The organism is Pleionea sp. CnH1-48, assembly GCF_024124665.1.
Lineage (GTDB): Bacteria > Pseudomonadota > Gammaproteobacteria > Enterobacterales > Kangiellaceae > JAMXSB01.
The window spans coordinates 330,925-349,633 of the sequence record NZ_JAMXSB010000003.1; the positions used below are offsets into that span (position 1 = coordinate 330,925).

At 43.0% G+C, this 18,709-nt stretch carries 13 protein-coding genes; 1 reads left to right on the forward strand and 12 read right to left on the reverse strand.

Features of this window, described 5'->3' with window-relative positions:
• Nucleotides 1-50: 50 nt before the first annotated feature.
• The 8 genes from NH399_RS06540 to NH399_RS06575 form a co-directional block, all read right to left on the reverse strand.
• Nucleotides 51-2,687, reverse strand: a complete 2,637-nt coding sequence (locus NH399_RS06540) for a reprolysin-like metallopeptidase (protein ID WP_253037901.1) — start codon at nt 2,685-2,687, stop codon at nt 51-53.
• Between the two features lie 237 nt (nt 2,688-2,924).
• On the reverse strand, nt 2,925-3,908 hold the full coding sequence (gene cydB, locus NH399_RS06545) for a cytochrome d ubiquinol oxidase subunit II (RefSeq protein WP_253037902.1): 984 nt from the start codon (nt 3,906-3,908) through the stop codon (nt 2,925-2,927).
• A complete protein-coding gene (locus NH399_RS06550) occupies nt 3,908-5,269 on the reverse strand; it encodes a cytochrome ubiquinol oxidase subunit I (protein WP_253037903.1) in 1,362 nt (453 codons plus the stop codon). Before NH399_RS06550 ends, cydB begins: the two co-directional genes overlap by 1 nt.
• Nucleotides 5,270-5,595: 326 nt before the next feature.
• Nucleotides 5,596-6,153, reverse strand: a complete 558-nt coding sequence (locus NH399_RS06555) for a DUF805 domain-containing protein (protein ID WP_253037904.1) — start codon at nt 6,151-6,153, stop codon at nt 5,596-5,598.
• A 101-nt stretch (nt 6,154-6,254) separates the two neighbouring features.
• A complete protein-coding gene (locus tag NH399_RS06560) occupies nt 6,255-6,776 on the reverse strand; it encodes a DUF805 domain-containing protein (RefSeq protein ID WP_253037905.1) in 522 nt (173 codons plus the stop codon).
• 187 nt (nt 6,777-6,963) lie between these two features.
• A complete protein-coding gene (locus NH399_RS06565; protein WP_253037906.1) occupies nt 6,964-7,506 on the reverse strand; it encodes a DUF805 domain-containing protein in 543 nt (180 codons plus the stop codon).
• A gap of 50 nt (nt 7,507-7,556) precedes the next feature.
• Nucleotides 7,557-8,363, reverse strand: coding sequence for a glucosaminidase domain-containing protein (locus NH399_RS06570; RefSeq protein ID WP_253037907.1), 807 nt, complete (start codon nt 8,361-8,363; stop codon nt 7,557-7,559).
• A 2-nt stretch (nt 8,364-8,365) separates the two neighbouring features.
• Entirely contained in the window at nt 8,366-10,603 is a 2,238-nt protein-coding gene (locus NH399_RS06575) for a S9 family peptidase (RefSeq protein ID WP_253037909.1), read from the reverse strand.
• 207 nt (nt 10,604-10,810) lie between these two features.
• Between NH399_RS06575 and NH399_RS06580 the strand changes: the two genes are divergently transcribed.
• Nucleotides 10,811-11,743 carry a DMT family transporter gene (locus tag NH399_RS06580; RefSeq protein ID WP_253037910.1) on the forward strand — a complete coding sequence of 311 codons (933 nt, stop codon included), beginning with the start codon at nt 10,811-10,813 and terminating at the stop codon, nt 11,741-11,743.
• Here the strand turns inward: NH399_RS06580 and NH399_RS25845 are convergent.
• The 4 genes from NH399_RS25845 to aceF all read right to left on the reverse strand — a co-directional run bounded on the left by NH399_RS25845 (nt 11,735) and on the right by aceF (nt 18,688).
• Entirely contained in the window at nt 11,735-13,390 is a 1,656-nt protein-coding gene (locus tag NH399_RS25845) for an HDOD domain-containing protein (protein WP_253037911.1), read from the reverse strand. The two genes, NH399_RS06580 and NH399_RS25845, sit on opposite strands and share 9 nt — an antisense overlap.
• Nucleotides 13,391-13,433: 43 nt before the next feature.
• The gene (locus NH399_RS06590; RefSeq protein WP_253037912.1) at nt 13,434-15,326 is read right to left on the reverse strand and encodes a GGDEF domain-containing protein; all 1,893 of its coding nucleotides are present in this window, start codon (nt 15,324-15,326) and stop codon (nt 13,434-13,436) included.
• A gap of 116 nt (nt 15,327-15,442) precedes the next feature.
• Nucleotides 15,443-16,867, reverse strand: coding sequence for a dihydrolipoyl dehydrogenase (gene lpdA / locus NH399_RS06595; protein ID WP_253037913.1), 1,425 nt, complete (start codon nt 16,865-16,867; stop codon nt 15,443-15,445).
• A gap of 225 nt (nt 16,868-17,092) precedes the next feature.
• Entirely contained in the window at nt 17,093-18,688 is a 1,596-nt protein-coding gene (gene aceF / locus NH399_RS06600) for a dihydrolipoyllysine-residue acetyltransferase (RefSeq protein WP_253037914.1), read from the reverse strand.
• Nucleotides 18,689-18,709 lie beyond the last annotated feature (21 nt).

The window sequence follows — 18,709 nt, forward strand, 5'->3', positions numbered from 1 at the left end:
GTGCTTGCTCACAAACACTGGCGACAAGGTTACTTAATAGGTGTCATAGTCTATGACTTACGACGGGCCAGTTTCAGTAACAATAGTAGCGAAATAAAGATTCCCATACTACCACCACCGCCTGAGCTGCCTCCGCCATTATTGCCACCGTTGTTTCCACCATTACCACCACCGCTCGCTTGTACGGTAATACTCAGGTTAAAGGTGTTGCTGTCGGCTTGACCATCGTTCACTTTTACAGGAACCGTCAGTGTTCCGCTAAAGCCTGCTGTCGGTGTAACAACCAAACCACTGTGAGTGTAGTTGCTGCCATCCATAATCGTCATGGTGAAGTCGGCAGGATAGTTGTTATCTGGATCGGTCACCGTTAAGTTCGATAACGCCAGAGTAATCGACTGTCCCTGCTGCACGCTCAAGGATGACTGGCCGGTAATTTGTGGAGCCTGGTTACCACCGCCGCTCGCTTGTACGGTAATACTTAAATTAAAGATATTACTGTCCGCTTGGCCGTCGTTCACTTTTACAGGAACCGTCAGTGTTCCGCTAAAGCTCGCTGCCGGCGTAACAACCAACCCACTGTGCGTGTAGTTACTTCCGCTCATAACAGTCATAGTAAAGTCGGCAGGATAGTTATTATCTGGATCAGTCACGGTTAAGTTTGATAACGCCAGAGTAATCGGTTGTCCCTGTTGCACACTCAAAGATGACTGGCCAGTAATTTGAGGCGCCTGATTGCCTCCACCGCCACTGCCTGAGATCGTGATGTTTTGGCTGTTAATAGCAAAAAATACATTATCAGAACAGGTGACACGAATACGTCCCTGACTGGTTGAAGCAGAAGGTACGGTGATGTTTTCACTTCCGTCATTTGCAGTTGCTTTTAAAAGCTCAGTTGGGAAGCTTTGGCCGCCATCGCTTGAGTAATGCACATCCACACTCGTACAGTTAATCGGACTGGTATTGGTGTTAGCCACATCCCACTGAATGCTTTGTTGGGCGCCACCCGTCCAGTTAGCCGCTGCCGCAGGAGAAGTGATCTTAAATGGGCCCGCGTTGGATTTAACCGTTAGTTTTGCATCATCATAAGCAACACCACCTTTGGTATCTCTAACCGTTAAACGGAAGTTCAGATCACGATTAGTCGTTGGCAGGTACTCTCCTTTTGTTGTGCCACCAGATAATACATCCGACAGTTGTGGGAAAATTCGAGTACCGTGACTCACTGGTACAAAAGAACGGAAGATAGGACGCGATCCATCATCTACCATTGATGCAGCATCTGAGGACTCAGTCCCTAAATCAATCTGTTCCCAGATGTAGGTTAACAATGATTGATCGGCAGAATCGGCATCTGTTGCTGAGCCAGTCAGCTTAAATGGAGTTCGCGCAGGAATCACATAGTCACTACCCGCGTTAACCACAGGTATATTGTTACCGGTGTTCTGTTTAGTTGCACAGGCATTACCACCACCAGCACTGGCAAACTGGAACATCTGCGAAATACTTTTGGTATGGAAAAGCGCATCAGAATTACGCTGAAGATCCGTGTCACCACACAGTCCTGCATAACTCATGATTGTCGAGCCACTACCAGGCTCAAAAGCCCATTGTGCAACACGGTTGCCACCGCAACCATTAAAGGAGTGCTCAGCACCAAACTGGTGGCCGATTTCATGAGCCACATAATCAATATTGAAGGCGTCTCCCGTTGGGTTACTGGTCCCTGTCAGTCCAGCACCTTTTTCGGCACCACAAACCACCTCGAAACCAGCAACACCGCCATCTGCCGTCTGAAAGATATGCCCAATATCATAATTGGCTGCACCGATAACGTTATTAATGTTTCCGGTATTCGTATCCAGATCGGTGTCTGTATTGGTGTAAGGATCAGAGCTTGCGTCGGTATAAATCAAACTGTCATTGTTAGCCACTAAAACTAAACGAATTGCCAGATCATTTTCGTAAACCTGATTCACTCGATTAATAGTCGTAGTAACCGCAGCCATCCCTTTCTCTTTAGTACCACCATGAAACTGAGTGTATTCACCGGTAACTGCAACTGCTATACGATAGCTTCTCTGCACACCATCGGTAATAGAGGTTGAAGCTTGAGAGGTACGTTCTGCTTTGTGCGAATGTTTATCAACACCACGTTTAACACGATCTTTAAACTTCTTATGAACGTCTTTAACAATCGCTTTTGAACGATAATAAGCAATGTAGTTTTCTGACTGTTGCTCAGGATCGATGTAAACAATATCGCCATTGTATTTGAACATTCCGTGGAAACCTTGAGGAGTTAAGTCAAAGCGTCCTTTGTTCTCAGGCTTATCAACTTGAAAACCAGAGAAGGTTTTAATCGATGGAAACTTTTGTGCCAGGCCTGGCTCCATGATTGAGGACTCAAACATCTGGAAACGAGCAAACTTTCCATCAGGCAATGGAAGCTCTACTTCTATACCGTGACTTGCTTGTGCTTTTTGAGGAGCTTGCAACAGTTGTGCAGCTAGTAAATCTTTTGCTAATGAAAGTCGACGTTGTTCTACAGCGACGGGGATCGATTTGTGCTTTTCTAACTGGCCGTCAAGTTTTACATCTTGCCAGATATCAGATAGACCATTGTCAGCCAGGACTGACATGGGTAACAACATGCTTATGATGGAACAGCTTATTCGTTTCTTCATCATTAGACCCTCTTTAGTAACGAAATATGTCTTGCTATCTACTCTATGAAAACCAGCAAAAATAAAAAGTGTATTAATTCACAAAACATTTGAGGGCTACAAAAGTCAAAAGACCTGTTACAAAAGACTACATAAAATATTGGCTTCCTTGCCGTTATTTTTTACTAACCAGAGTAAGCTCTAGTTCACACATCCACTGTTAAATATTAACACTCAATTGCGAGTATTTATTTATAAAAATCACTCTACTTTTCCTGAAAAAACCCGGTAGTTATACGCTGTATATCCGAGCACCATAGGCATTAAAATAGCAACACCTACTGATAAAAAGTTTAGAGACTTTTCATCAGCAACCGCATCCCATATGGTTAAGTGGCCAGGTATAATAAATGGGAAATAAGAAATTAAAAGTCCCATAAAACAAAGCACAAACAAAGAGATAGAGTAATAAAATGGTTTACGCTCTTCTTCTTCAACAAGTGAACGCCAGATTTTCCAGATAACATATACCGTTAGTAAAGGCACTGGAGATAACAACAAAATCATAGGCCAGCTAAACCATCGCTCACGAATGTTTTCGAACGCGATAGGCGACCACAAACTAATAAGCGCGACAAAAACACTCACGGTCACCAAAATTCGCTTAGCCCACAGTCGGCACCAATGTTGCAGTTCACCATCACACTTAATAATCAGCCATGTCATGCCTAATAATGCATAACCAGCAACAACGCCCAAACCTGTCATTAACGTAAACGGCGTAAACCAGGCTGGACTGCCTAATACCAGTTCTCCATTCGCATCAACAGGAACGCCTTGAATAATCGCGCCCAATATCATGCCTTGAGTGAACGCGGCAAATATGGACCCCATGGCAAAAGCACCATCCCATAAACGACGTCCTTGCTGTGTTTTAAATCGAAACTCAAAGGCCACACCACGAAAAATCAGCGCGACTAACATCATAATAATAGGCACGTAAAACACAGATAGTAAAAGATGGTAAGCCTGAGGAAACGCAGCAAAAAGAGCGACACCTCCCATCACTAACCAGGTTTCATTGCCATCCCATACGTGAGCAATGCTTCTGATCATACGATCTCGATGTTCATCCGCTTTGGTAAACGGAAACAAAATTCCAATACCTAGATCAAATCCATCCAAGACAACGTACATTAAAATAGAGAAGCCTAAAATAAAGTACCAGACTAACGCCATATCCATTACGCTTCTCCTTTTGCCAATGTGGGTGATGATTCGTTTTGTTCAGAAGGCGGTGTCGCAGGCCCTCTTCTAACTAAGCGAAAGAGATAAAATAAATAGGCAATGAGCAGTAAACCATAGGTTAAAACAAACAACATTAATGATTCGAGCACACGTTCTGGAGCAATACGAGAAAATCCTTCACTCGTTCGATACAGGCCATAAACCAGATAGGGTTGTCGACCGACTTCAGCAACCCACCATCCCGCAACGGTCGCAATAAATCCAGAAGGAGCCATCAATACACACCAACGGAAAAACTTCGGTTTATCAAACAGTTTTTTTCGTATTGCCAGATAACCACCGATAACAGCCGTTAACAACATCAACATACCAATGCCAACCATTACACGAAACGAAAAGAATACCAGTGGAACATTCGGTCTGTCTTCTGGAGGTACTGACTTTAGACCCACCAACTCGCCTTCTAGATCATGGGTTAATATTAGGCTGGCAGCCTTGGGAATTGTGATGGCAAAATCATTGGTTTCTTTTTCCATATTAGGCCAGGCAAACAGAGTAAAAGGAGCCCCTTTTTGGGTATCCCATACAGCTTCCATAGCGGCAACCTTCATCGGTTGATGTTCCAATACATTGAGCCCATGTAAGTCCCCGATAAATATCTGAACGGGTGCGGTAATCAAAGCAAACCAAATGCCGCAAGTGAAGCTCAGCTTTGCAAAAGCTTCATTTTTCTTTTTCCACAACATCCATCCAGAAACGCCAAGAACAAAAAATGCTGTCGTTAAGAAAGACGCCACCACCATGTGACTAAAGCGATAAGGGAACGATGGATTAAATACAACATCCCACCAGCTTTTTACAAAAAACTTGCCATCGATAAATTCGTGCCCTGCTGGCGTTTGCATCCAGGAGTTAGCAGAAAGTATCCAGAAAGCAGACATCATGGTGCCAAAAGCCACCATACAGGTCGCAAAGAAGTGTAATTTGGGAGAGACCCGATTCCAACCAAATAACATGATGCCTAAGAAGCCAGCCTCCAGAAAAAAGGCAGATAGCACCTCATAACCCATCAATGGGCCGATCACGTTACCAGCCGCCTCAGAGAAGCGTCCAAAGTTAGTCCCAAACTCATAGGACAATACAATCCCTGAAACCACTCCCATACCAAAGGTTATGGCGAATATTTTACTCCAGAAATCATAATGCTGGCGGTAAATAGTCTTTTGAGTGCGAAGATGAAGAAATTCGAGAAAAGCGAGAAACCAGGCAAGGCCAATGGTGAGGGTAGGAAACAAAATATGATAGCTGAGAGTAAAAGCCATCTGAATCCGCGAGAGGAGTTCTGAATCTATTGCCATAGACTGCATCCTTTATCTGATGAAGTTATCTGATTATAGAACTGGTCAGGCCATATCTCGAACGCTATTTGCTAATGTTTCACATAAAAAAATGTAGCGAGACAACCATCTTCAGATTAGATATAATTATCTTTCCCTCGCAAAACTATCCTTTGCATCCCTTTTCAAAAAAGCTTTAAAACTCCCCTTCCTTTTAACTTTATTATAGAAAAACAAGCCACAGAGCTCTTGATCTCCGTCAATCGTTCAGCCCAAAGGAACCAATATATCCTTAATAACGACCACTTTTATTTTAGTGAGCAGACTTATAGGCAGTAAGTCTTGCCTCAATGATTATCTTTCTGATGAGCCTCAGACGGCTCATAGAAAAAGGCTGGGCCAGCAATATAAGTGGCAATAGCAATATTTGCTATCACAATAAATACAATGACTGGAGCCAAAACTCCAACAATCCAAATTGAAGCAGTATTATGCTCTGGTTTTTTACCGTATTGATTAGCGCCCTTGCTTCCAGGAAAGAACATCAAATAAATAGCGAAGGCAAGATTAATGAGTGGCATAAACATTAGCAAAGAAAGCCAACCAGAATATCCTAAATCATTCAGTCGACGAATCATCATGATAAAGCTGATAAAAATAAATACGCAAGAAATCACGGCACTTGCTCCAATATATGACTTGGGGTTGATACCATCAATACCTCCCCCCAATGCTATGATAGTCGCCATAAATACGATAGCCACCAGAGCAGTAGCACCAAAAGAATAAGCAAGGTAACGGACTCTACCGATACGACTCATGCTAAAGAACCTAACTGGCTCTAGTTCATTCTCTTTAACTCCAACATGTTCTGCTGGGCTTTCGTAAGGATTAAGTTTATCCATGAGATATATACCCTCTGATAGTCACTATTATCATTCAAAAAAGCGTTGCTAAGCCACGCTTTCACACTCCAGTAACTCAAACTACATCATCAGGATACTACCTAATAATGAAGGTAGCTAGGAACCATAAGCATCTCAACAACGCCAACAACAGCTAAAACAGGAGTTAATAAGCCCAAGATCGTAATCAATAAGGTATTAGGAACCGGTTTATTACCATATTGATTGACTTCACTGTCTCCTGAGAAAAAAACGAGGTAAAGGATTAACAACACATTCAAAACAGGAACAAAATAAAGTAATGAGATCCAACCTGTTTTACCCAGATCATTTAACCTACGGATCATCATAACGAATGACAAAGCAACGAAAAATATATTCGTAAAGAAGAGCAATCCAATTGACCCAATGAATAAGATTTCAGGCACTTGCTTTAGGCTTTCTCCTGAAGTAACGAGCAAAGACATAAAGCCTGCGAACAATAAAGATGGCACTCCATAAGAAAAAACAAGAAAACGCATTCGTCCTATTCGATTCATACTAAAAAATGAAGCTTGATTCACAATAAACTGCTGCATATTTATTGTATTTTCAGAAACTCGATTAGGTTTAACAACTTTCATAATTCTGACTCCTTATTTTAGATAAACTACAATCCTGTATTACTCTGTTCAATCTTAATCTTGAAACTGCATTTGCGCCAGCGGTATGAGTTATAAAGAAACAAGACTAGCTGCAAAGTTATATAATTTAGTACTTAGAAAAAAGCGCAGCTAAGCTGCGCTTTTTAGTCTCGCGTTACTATCAACACTACCCTTGCTGATGAGCCTGAGCACGCTGCACGTAATCAGAATAGGCAGGAATCGCGACAGCAGCTAGTATACCGATAATTACAACCAATGGCGCAATCAGCCCTACTATCCATGTTAATGCAGTATTAGGAACTGGCTTACCACCGTACTTATTGGCACCTTCATCACCAGGAAAAAATACTAAATAGATTGTGAGCAGCAAGTTCAGCAATGGAATTAGATACAACAGTGAGAGCCAACCACTTTGTCCCAGGTCATTTAGACGACGGATCATCATCACAAATGTTAAGACAATGATCCCTACATAAAATACTGCTCCTAGAATCATGGTGATTCCACCACTAAGGTTATCGAAACTACCTCCAGTAATAGCAAACACTATACCTAGCAGCATTGCCATCAAAAATGTCACTCCGAAGGAGTAAGCTAGATAACGAATACGACCAATGCGACTCATACTAAAAATCTTAGCAGGATCTTGTGCATCCTCTTGCACATAAACATTATCCGTAGGACTTTCATAAGGATTAACAGTACTCACAATAATAACTCCTATTTTATTTTTATCTAAACATGCGAAATCTTCGCAAATTACTCCAAATGATTTTGCTCGATCATTAAACGAATTTCTTTTACGTACGCTTCCTTTCGCTCAGAATAATTCATTAAACCAGCCGCTAATGCTTTGCCTGTAACTGGCTTCTGACTAAATTCCAATGCCTGTCTTAGAAGTCTCAATGACTCATAGGCAGGATGAGTGTTCAAATTCATCATATAACTACGTACCGACGCTTTGGGCGAAGGAAACACGGCCACTTCATGATGTTGTCCCTGACCACGGCGTTTAGGCACAATGCCACATCCTTCTTTAAAACACCACTGACCAAATAAGTTATTGCCTTCTTGAGCAAACCGAGACAACCCCCAGGCCGATTCATTAGCGGCCTGCGCTAGTACTAACGACTCAGGGAGCGTATCGATACGTAACCGCAGGGTTTTAAATAGCTCCGGTTTGTTTTCATACAGTTTTTCATCTACCCGATATTTATGGCTTAGCTCCTGAAGTTGAGCCTGATAACGAGTAGGCAACTGATCTGTTTTATCATAGATATCAGCAAAATTAAGTAGAAGCTGACGGTCCTTCGCAACTTCTTGATTCATGTCCAGAATCATTGGCTTCAAGTAGGTAAAAAAAGCCTCTTTACGCTCGCTTATAATCTGGTACTCATTAAAGTCGGGTAGTTTTGATGCCAACGAGCGAGATTCATTACCCTCTTTTGTTGTTGAGTCCGATTTCTGCTGTGGCCAGATAAACAAGTATATTAAGGCCGAAGTCACCAACAAGCTAATGACCATCAGCTTATTGGTGTCTTTTGATTCTTTACCGTATTGATGCATGACTACTTCTTTAACTTCTCTTCAAAAAACTCAGTGATCGTATTGAATAAATGAGTTCTTACTTCTTTACCCCAAATTGAGTGCTTGCTACCGGGGTAGTCCATCATTTGGTACTGTTTATTTTTATGCTGCAGCTGAGCATAAAGCTTAGTGCTGTTGGTATAAAGAACATTGTCGTCTGCCATACCATGAACATTCAGCAGAGAACCATCTTTTAAACCATCAACATAAGCAAATACGTTGCTCAGTTCGTAACCTTTGGCATTATTTTGAGGTGTGCCCAGGTAGCGCTCGGTATAGTGAGTGTCATAAAGCGTCCAGTCAGTCACTGGAGCCACCGAAACACCCGCCTTAAACACATCAGGATGCTTCATTACCGACATCAATGTCATGTATCCACCGTAGCTCCAACCAAAGATACCAATATTATCCGCATCAACGTAGGGGAGTTTTTTCAAGAATCGGACGCCTTCCAGCTGATCTTCAACTTCTACCTTACCTAGATGGCGATAGAGTGCATCTTCAAACACTTTACCACGATTCGTTGAGCCACGATTATCCAGAGAAAATACAACGAAGCCTCTATCAGCCATCATCTTATGCCAGTAGCCATTACGAGCAGCCCAACGCTTAGTCACTCGCTGAGCACCGGGTCCACCATAGACATCAATGATGACAGGATAACGTTTGCCTTTTTTAAAGTGCGTTGGCTTGTATAAGCGGTAATACAGCTTTGTTTTATTATCGGCAGCAGTTAAAGTGCCAAACTCGGCTTTCGACTCACCTTGATAGTAGGGCCAGTAAGGATGAGTTTTATCAAGTTTATTTTCATCCAGATAAGTAATGAACTCACCTTTATTATTTCGAATGCTTACCTGAGGTGGAACTTCGGGAGCCGAGAAGTAATGCACATACACTTCTGCGTTATCAGAAAAAGTAACCTCATGAACACCTTCTTGCTGTGTAATAGCTGTAACTGCAGGAGACTTATCAGCCAATGACAATCGATAAAGATGCTTCTCTAACGGAGACTTTTTGGTCGCTGTGAAATATAAAGCCTGAGACTCCTCATTCAGCGCCTTTATGTCATGAACCATCCAGTCGCCTTTAGTCAGTTGGCGTACAAGCTTGCCATTAGCATCATGTAGATAAAGATGAAAGAAACCTGATTTTTCAGAAGCCCAGATAAACTGACCATTCTTTAGAAAGCGTAAGTTGTCATGTATATTGATCCAGCTGTCGGAGGTTTCATTCAATAATGTTTTTTGCTTACCAGAATTTTTATTAAAGCTGATCAAATCGAGACGTTTCTGATCTCGGCTTTGTCTTTGAGCAACAACCTGCTGGCTGTCTTTAGTCCAGTTAACGCGAGCCAGATAGATATCTTTATTTGCGCCCAAATCAAACCAACGGGTTTTACCACCCTTGCTGCCGATAACGCCCAACTTAATTTCTACGTTAGGTGTTCCTGTCACTGGATAACGCTGTTCGAATACATGAAACGAGTCAGCATTGATTTCGTAACGCTTTTCTACATTAACAGGAGACTCATCAATTTGAGTATAAGCAATGCTGCTCTCATCAGGAGACCACCAGTAACCTGTTAGTCGGCTCATTTCTTCTTGTGCAACAAACTCAGCCATACCATTTTTGATGGTTCCTTTGCCATCATGAGTCAACTGAATTTCTTTGCCCGACTTAAGATCAATGACAAAGATATTTTGTTGGCGAATAAATGAAATAAAATGGCCTTTGGGCGATAACTTAATATCGGTTTCGTAAGCATCGGTTTTAGTAAGCTGACGAACCGCTTTGTTAGCAGGCTGCTTTAAGTCGTAGTAATAGATATCACCCGCTAAAGGAAATACCAGCGCATCACTCTCTGGCGACCAGAAATAAGAAACAATACCGCGAGCAAACAGGCGCATACGCTCACGACGTGCTTTTTCTTCATCGGATAATTCCTCGTCTGCTGCAAGTGCTTTTGAATCAACCAACATTCGATGCTTCTTGCTGCTGACATCATAGGCCCACAAATCCAGGCGTTCCTGCTCATCTTTACGATTTTTCAGATAGGAAATAAGCTGCCCATCGGGGGATAATTTAACCGTTCTAGGGGCTGAGCCTGTTAAGGAAGGATCACTATAAATTCTTTCTACTGTAAGCTGCTTTGCGTAGCCAGGAAGGAGTACCAGGCAGCTTACTAATCCAATGACGCCAATTATTTTATTTTTCATCATTATCGTATCGTTTAAAGTGGTTAATTTTGCCGCACCATACCATAATCTGAACCTTGATCACAGGGATGAGCCAGGCCAGTCGTCTCCTTGGTCAATAATCATCCAGAGCAAATAAGAGTATCCTCCCCTGACCTCATCGATACTGGCTTTTCACTACAAAATCTATGATAATTATTTACCGATTATTGACTCCCCTCTTTGCCTAATATGCACCAAACTAGCGGTCGCTGGAAACTCGGCTTATTACTTTCGTTGCTCACTGCCATTTTATGGGGGTTACTGCCCATCGCACTCAAGGGCCTGCTCCAATACATGGATTCTGTCACCATTACCTGGCTACGATTTTTGATCGCTGCTTTGCTTCTTGGTGCCTTTTTGAAACACAAAAAACAATTGCCCGATCTTTCTTTATTAAGCTCCAAGTCGATAGCCATACTCATGGTAATTGCAGTGATCGGATTAACAGCAAACTATATAACTTATATGTATGGGCTCTCAATGATCACGCCAGAGAGCGGGCAGGTTGTCATACAGCTGGCTCCATTGCTATTGCTTTTGGGAGGGCTGTTTTTCTTTAAAGAAAGCTTCTCGTTACGTCAGTGGTTTGGATTAGGGCTGTTTTTAACGGGCTTGGCGTTGTTTTTTAATCAGAGAATGGACGAATTATTGCAGGCTCAGGGCGACTATTTTAATGGTGTCATTTTGATCATTATTGCTGCAGTGCTATGGGCAGCCTACGCACTCGCCCAAAAGCAGTTACTCAAAGTCTATTCATCCGAAGCCATCATGTATTTCATTTATATTGCTGGCATTGTCATCTTTCTACCAGGGTCTACTCCTCAGGTCATATCATCCCTGGATGCTGTAGGTTGGGCTTTATTGCTCTTTTGCGGCTTAAATACTCTGGTTGCCTACGGCGCTTTTGCTGAAGCATTAGAGCACTGGGAAGCTTCAAGGGTTAGCGCAGTCCTCGCCATAACGCCTTTGCTTACGTTACTCTTTATGCAAATAACCAATGTATTCTATCCAGACTATCTGGAGCCAGAGCCTATTAACAGTCTCAGTATGATAGGGGCAGTTGTATTGGTGATTGGTTCTATGATGACAGCCATTGCAAACAATAAGAAAAAATCATCCTGATAACACCATCAGCGTAATATCATCCGTTTGCTCAACAATCAATTCATCAAATTGTTGCTGAACATAATCAATCTGTTCAGCAAGGGTTTGGTTAATAGATTTTAATAACCACTGTAGCAGGCCTTTTTCTCCTAACTCTCCACCTGTTTTTAGATGTGCCTCGGTGAGGCCGTCTGTGTATAGAAATAATTTAGCCCGCTGAAAGGGATAATGCTCGGATGCATAACTTGCTCCTTCAAGTACTCCCAAAGGAGGCCCCATCGCATCAATTTTTTGGATGCCTTTTGACGACACCATGATCCCAGGTAAATGCCCAGCGTTGATAACTTGCATATCGCCCGTCTCAGGATCTAACCAGCCAGCAATCAGCGTCACAAATAATCCGCGCGTCGATGTTTCGCATATTTCATCATTGATAAGCTGGACGATCTCTTCAAAATTATCATCGACACGACACATACAACGAAACAAAGAAATGGTCTTAGACATTAACAAAGCTGCATAAGCACCTTTTCCCGATACATCCCCCAGGCAAAAACAGATACGGCCATCATCCCGATAAAAATAGTCGTAAAAGTCACCAGACAAGTGAGTCGCGGGAATGTTAATAGCATCGACCCCCTCCTCATCATCAAGTTTAGGTTGCAGACTTTGCTGAATTTCACGGGCGATATTCAACTCCTGATTGAGCTTCTCAGAATACTCGTCACGCTCTTTTAAGGTTCTCTGCAAACGCCAGGTGAGTTCCTGATAACCGATATTATCTTCTACCAGTTTTAAATTGGCGACGGACAAAATAGAGGAGAGATCTTCTTTTGACGTAACCGATACACGCAAAATTTGCGCCGCCTCATCCACCTGTTGAGGTAAAACATCCAGTAGTTCCTCAATCTGCTTAGAGTCGATATTTTGCCATTGCTGCGCTTCTTTTTTTAAACGCTCTAAAATATCCGCCTTATCGTGACCGCTAAATAACGCATTACACCAGTCAGCAATCCACATGATAGAACACAAAGCAGGACTGCTACTTTCTAACTTATGATGCAGCTCAATGGCTTGTTGATATTTCTCTGGTAGCTTCCAATTTTTAGTTAACATCACTCCCACTTCGTCGTGAGTGATATTAAACAATTCTTTTTCCATCTCGTAACGCTGCTCTGGAGAGTTAGCTCTCAATAACAGCCAACGATCCGCTTTCTCTGGCTCAACAATGAACAACGCTAACAAGCCAATATCCAGCAACATTCCCGCCGTAAAGGCTTCATCCTGAGGGTACCCGACTAGTTGCGCAACCAGTCGACCAACAACGGCACGGCGAATAGAATCTTCCCAGAAAAGCTCAATATCAAACCCCTCGATAGATGCATTGTTAAACGCACTTTTCATGGCAAAACACAAGACCAGATTTCTTAAGGCTTCATGACCGATCACGACAATAGCATGTGCAACGGACTCCACCTCTTGCTGCAAACCATAAAAGGAAGAGTTAACTAAACTTAATAGCTCACTCATGAGTGAAGGATGTGCCGATATAATTTGCGCCAGTGCATCCGCATCAACATCTGGATGAGTGCAATATTCGATTATCTGCAACGCCTGATGATCGGGAGATGGTAAGTCCTGTGGGTTGATATCATGATAAAACACTAAATGCTCCTATCGTTCCTTGTCGTTAACAAAGCCAGCTGATTTATGCGGACCACTGATTACGTCCGTTTTCTTTTGCTCGATAAAGGGCATCGTCAGCTCTTTTAATAAACAGGCCAATATTATCGTCTTCACTTCGAAGCTGTGCTACACCCATCGAAAAATTAATTTTAGTGCCATCATCTACACCATCAATTACTTGAGAGTGAGCAAACTTGCGAATACGATGAAACACAAAGGACATTTGATCTTTTGCAATCCCAGGCATAACGATCAGCCATTCTTCTCCTCCCATCCGGCCAACGCGATCAACGCTACGAATAGAATCTTTAACAGCTTCATAAAATGCCTGTAAAACTTTATCACCAATATCATGGCCATATTGATCATTCAGTTTTTTAAAGTGGTCCAGATCCAACATAGCAATAGTAAGAGAAGTGGCTGTTTCTTTAGACATTTTAAATTGGCGACGCGCGTACTCCATGATATGGCGACGGTTAGGAGCTCCCGTCAGGTCGTCTGTCAAAGCAAGAGAACGAAACTGCTTATTAATTTTTATCTGACGATAAAAGCTGAAGAGAATCCATACAACTAAAAGCAGCGAAAGGCCAATAATAGCCAGATAATATTTCTGCTGAACCACCTTTTGGTCTATCTCGCTTTGTTTGATCATATTTTCTTGTTGGAGAATCTTATTCCTTTGTGCCTTAGCATCAGAGTCATACTCCATCATCAGCTCCGATAAAGACTCTTCATCCTCCAACCGGTGATTCTCTTCCATCACCCACACATATTTTTTATAGGTTGATAAGGCTTTCTTGTAATTATCTTGCTGCTCATAAAGTTTTGATGCCTGAAGATACACTTCGGACATTGATGCGTTTTCAACCGCGTATTGAGCAGCATCAAGTGCATGATCGATATACTTATCTGCCTGAGTGAACTGCTTAAGAGAAGCATAAGCCGTTGCCAAAGCAATGTGATTGGTAACAATAAGCTCAATATCATTATGCTCTTTTATGTAAGCCAGAGCTTTTTCGTAGCTTTTAATTGCCGCTTCAATTTTTCCCTGCCTGTACTCTACATCTCCCATTTTCGAAACCACATAAGCCAAACCAACTTTGTCGTCTAGCTTCAAACTGATTTCAAAAGCCGCATCGAAGCTTTCTTTGGCTTTTTGAAATTCTTTTAACTCAAGATAACAAAGCCCAACATTTAGCGATAGAATAGAAAAGATATGTTGGTGTTTTTCTTTATCAATATAAGTCATGGCATCAAGATAATATTCGAGCGCTTTAGTATACTTGCCGGAGCCAAAGTGGATATTGGCAATAACAGCAGTCGAGTGGCCGACTTCAAAGGCATTATTCATTTCTTGAAACATGTGATAAGCCCGCAACAGGTGCTCCATCGCTTCGTCGGTATTGCCGATGCGTTTAACAATCATTCCTTTGATAATATGAGCACCAGCAATGGACTCATTGGCTCCCAGATGCTCGAATATACGAATCGCTTCATCCATTGTGTTAGAAGCTTCTCGCAAATTCTGTTGGCGCATCTCTGCATGGGCTTTGGCGACAAGGAATTCACCTTGGTAAACTTTTCTGGATACCTTGTGAATCTTATCCGCCATCGCGTTAACAAAGTCCAAGGCTTCTTCCGTTTGATGTAGATGGTTATAGATGGATGCGATCAACAACTGGCCATAGAGAACTTCTGACACAGCTTCGGGATCGGTTGTTTTGACTTTCTCACGGGCAGTACGAATCGCCTCGAAAGGATCTTGATAAGAAAGATGTCGTATCGCTTCCCAGTCAGACAACTTGGCGCCATCCAATCCATAGAGCCTGATTTTCTCATCGCTTACATCGGCGTAACCACTTAGGGTTATACCACTACAGAGTAATATGATTGTTATCAGACGAAAGCAGGACATAAAAACGATTTTCTGGGACGTTTTTATAATAATAGCGCATATAAAAAAAGGCGCTATGAAAGCGCCTTTTCTACTAAGATTAAAAGCCTATTAAGCTGGCTACAGCTCTATCTGGCTTATTTTTTCTTACGTTTTGGTGGCAAATCAGTACAAGTACCTTCAACAACCTCAGCAGAAAATCCAATCGACTCAGATAACGTTGGATGCGGGTGTATCGTTAAGCCGATATCTTCAGCATCACATCCCATTTCGATAGCCAGAGCTACTTCAGCAATCAACTCACCTGCGTTAACACCGACAACGGCACCACCAATAATACGGCCATTAGCTTTGTCGTATAACGTTTTGCTGAAGCCCTCAGTACGACCAACACCGATAGCACGGCCGCTTGCAGCCCATGGGAAAGTGCCTAACTCGTAATCGATGCCTTTTTCTTTTGCTTCTTTCTCTGTCAGGCCAACCCATGCAATCTCAGGATCAGTATAAGCTACAGAAGGAATACATTTTGGCTCGAAGAAATGCTTTTTACCGCTGATAACTTCAGCTGCTACATGAGCTTCATGAACCGCTTTGTGAGCAAGCATTGGTTGACCTACTAAGTCACCAATCGCATAAATATGAGGAACATTGGTTCTCATCTGCTTGTCGACGGCGATAAAGCCACGTTCGTCAACGTTAACACCGGCCTTGCCTGCATCAATCAAGTCACCGTTTGGACGACGACCCACAGCTGACAAAATACGATCGTAACGCTGAGGTTCCGCTGGGGCATTCTTGCCTTCGAAAGTTACCCATAACCCATCGTCTTTCGCTTCGACTTTGGTTACGCTGGTTTCAAGCATGATAGATTCGTATTTCTTGCTAACAAACTTCTGCAATACTTTAACAACGTCTTTATCAGCTGCAGGAACCAATTGGTCAAACATTTCTACGATAGAAATACTGGAACCTAATGCACGGTAAACAGTCGCCATTTCCAGGCCGATGATACCGCCACCGATAACTAATAGCTTTTCTGGTACGTCTTTAAGCTCAAGCGCGCCAGTAGAATCCATAATACGAGGATCTTCTGGTAAAAACGGCAATTGAACCACTCGAGAGCCAGCTGCAATGATCGCATTGTCAAAGCTAACAACCTGCTTGCCGCCGTCGCCTTCTACTTCCAGAGTATTAGAAGAAGTAAAACGGCCAAATCCTTGCACAACTTTTACTTTGCGCATTTTTGCCATGCCAGCCAAGCCTTTAGTCAGCTGACTAACAACACCATCTTTGTAGCCACGGATTTTATCGATATCCAAACCAGGCTTGCCAAAGCTTACACCGTGAGCCGACATTTCTTCGGCTTCATCAATTACCTTTGCAGTATGAAGCAGTGCTTTCGAAGGGATACAACCCACGTTCAAACAAACACCACCCAACGTTGAGTAACGCTCAACCAATACTACGTCCATTCCCAGATCAGCAGCACGAAACGCAGCTGAATAGCCTCCAGGTCCAGCACCTAATACCAGTACCTGCGCGTGAATATCACCTTTACTCATGAGACCCTCTATTCTGTTCTAATGCAAAGCAAAAAAGTGTGCGAATTGTAGCCCATCGGAGCTAACAACCCAAACGTTATTCACCACAAAGCGACCTCCCGTACAAAAGAAACGTTCAGAATTGCTAAAATTTATACAGCTTTAAGCAAATCGATTAAAACAAATACAATTGTACAGCGCGTTGTGGCCGCAGCCCCGGTAACAACAGAGGAGCTGCTCCAAAATTTATAGTAAGACGCGTCGAATATCAGCCAGCGTCTGGCTTAAATGCACACAGAAGCGTGCGGCGTCAGCGCCATCAATCACTCGATGGTCATACGACAATGACATAGGAAGCATCATGCGTGGTTCAAACTCTTTACCATTCCACACTGGCTTCATCTGATTGCGTGACAAACCAAGAATGGCTACATTTGGCCAGGCTACAATGGGTGTAAAGCTAGTACCACCAATGCCTCCCAGCGAAGAGATCGTAAAGGTACTGCCTTGCATTGCATCAGCACCTAGTTTCTTTTCGCGCGCTTTGGCGCTCATCTCGCCCAACTCGTTAGCAATTTGATAAACCGATTTTTGATCCACATCGCGCACGACTGGAACAACAAGTCCATCCGGCGTATCAACCGCGACACCAATATGGAAGTACTTTTTCAAAATGATGTTTTCGCCGTCATTCGCCAACGACGAATTAAAACGTGGAAACGCTTTCAACGTATGGACCAAAGCTTTCATGATAAAAGCCAATGGTGTTAATCGTACGCCCTGTTTTAATGCTTCCTCTTTCATCGATTTGCGGAAGGCATCCAGCTCAGTAATGTCAGCATCCTCATGCTGTGTCACATGAGGAATCGTTATCCAGTTTCTGTGCAGGTTAACGCTACTGATTTTTTGAATTCGAGACAGTGGTTTCTCTTCGATTTCTCCCCACTTGCTGAAATCAATCTCTGGCATTTCTGGCATAGCAAAGGAGCCAGTCGCTGCCGTTGCCTTAGGACGCGATAGTTCGTATTTAACAAACTTTTGAATGTCGTCTTTAAGGATTCGATTTTTGGGGCCGCTTCCATTGACTTTGGTCATGTCTACACCCAACTCTCGAGCAAAGCGACGCACTGCCGGACTGGCATGAACGACGCCTTCGCCACGAGACCGGCGCTGACTTGGATAATCCGGCACAGGTGCCACTTTGGTTGAAGGCACTGAAGCAGGAGCAGGCGCTGATGGTGTCGGCGCAGGCGCAGGGGCTTTTGCTGGCGCAGGAGCGGCTTCGGCAGCACTCACCTGCATGCGGCCAATCACATCACCCGCATTCACCTTATCACCCACTTTAACGCTGAGCGATACTACTTTACCGGCTTTAGCAGCAGGCACTTCCATAGTGGCTTTTTCAGTTTCAAGCACTATCAAAGTGTCGTCTTTGGCAAAACTATCACCAGCGGCAAGAGAGACTTCAATAACATCAACATCAGCCGCATCACCAATGTCTGGAATGATGATGTCTTCTTCTGCACCTGCCGATTCGCTCGCATCTGTTGTAGGGCTTGCAGCAGGAGCAGGCTCAGCACTGGTCGTCGCTGTTTCGGCAGTGGTTTCTTCAACCACTAAAATCACCGAGCCTTGCGACACTTTGTCGCCAACTTTCACTTTTAATTCTTTGACGACTCCGCCTTGCGAAGCCGGCACTTCCATTGTTGCCTTATCTGTTTCTAAAGTAATTAGAGCGGCTTCTTTTTCGATTTCATCGCCAACCGCCACTAATACTTCGATTACGTCGACATCAGCTACATCACCAATATCAGGAACTTTAATTTCAACTAAATTCGCCACGATTTTCTCCGTAATCTTCTT

Coding starts and splice junctions, on each gene's coding strand:
- NH399_RS06570 (WP_253037907.1), bottom strand. CDS start 8,363: ATGCATCAATACGGTAAAGAATCAAAAGACACCAATAAGCTGATGGTC.
- NH399_RS06575 (WP_253037909.1), bottom strand. CDS start 10,603: ATGATGAAAAATAAAATAATTGGCGTCATTGGATTAGTAAGCTGCCTG.
- NH399_RS06555 (WP_253037904.1), bottom strand. CDS start 6,153: ATGGATAAACTTAATCCTTACGAAAGCCCAGCAGAACATGTTGGAGTT.
- NH399_RS06540 (WP_253037901.1), bottom strand. CDS start 2,687: ATGATGAAGAAACGAATAAGCTGTTCCATCATAAGCATGTTGTTACCC.
- cydB (WP_253037902.1), bottom strand. CDS start 3,908: ATGGATATGGCGTTAGTCTGGTACTTTATTTTAGGCTTCTCTATTTTA.
- NH399_RS06590 (WP_253037912.1), bottom strand. CDS start 15,326: ATGTCCTGCTTTCGTCTGATAACAATCATATTACTCTGTAGTGGTATA.
- NH399_RS06560 (WP_253037905.1), bottom strand. CDS start 6,776: ATGAAAGTTGTTAAACCTAATCGAGTTTCTGAAAATACAATAAATATG.
- NH399_RS06550 (WP_253037903.1), bottom strand. CDS start 5,269: ATGGCAATAGATTCAGAACTCCTCTCGCGGATTCAGATGGCTTTTACT.
- lpdA (WP_253037913.1), bottom strand. CDS start 16,867: ATGAGTAAAGGTGATATTCACGCGCAGGTACTGGTATTAGGTGCTGGA.
- NH399_RS06580 (WP_253037910.1), top strand. CDS start 10,811: ATGCACCAAACTAGCGGTCGCTGGAAACTCGGCTTATTACTTTCGTTG.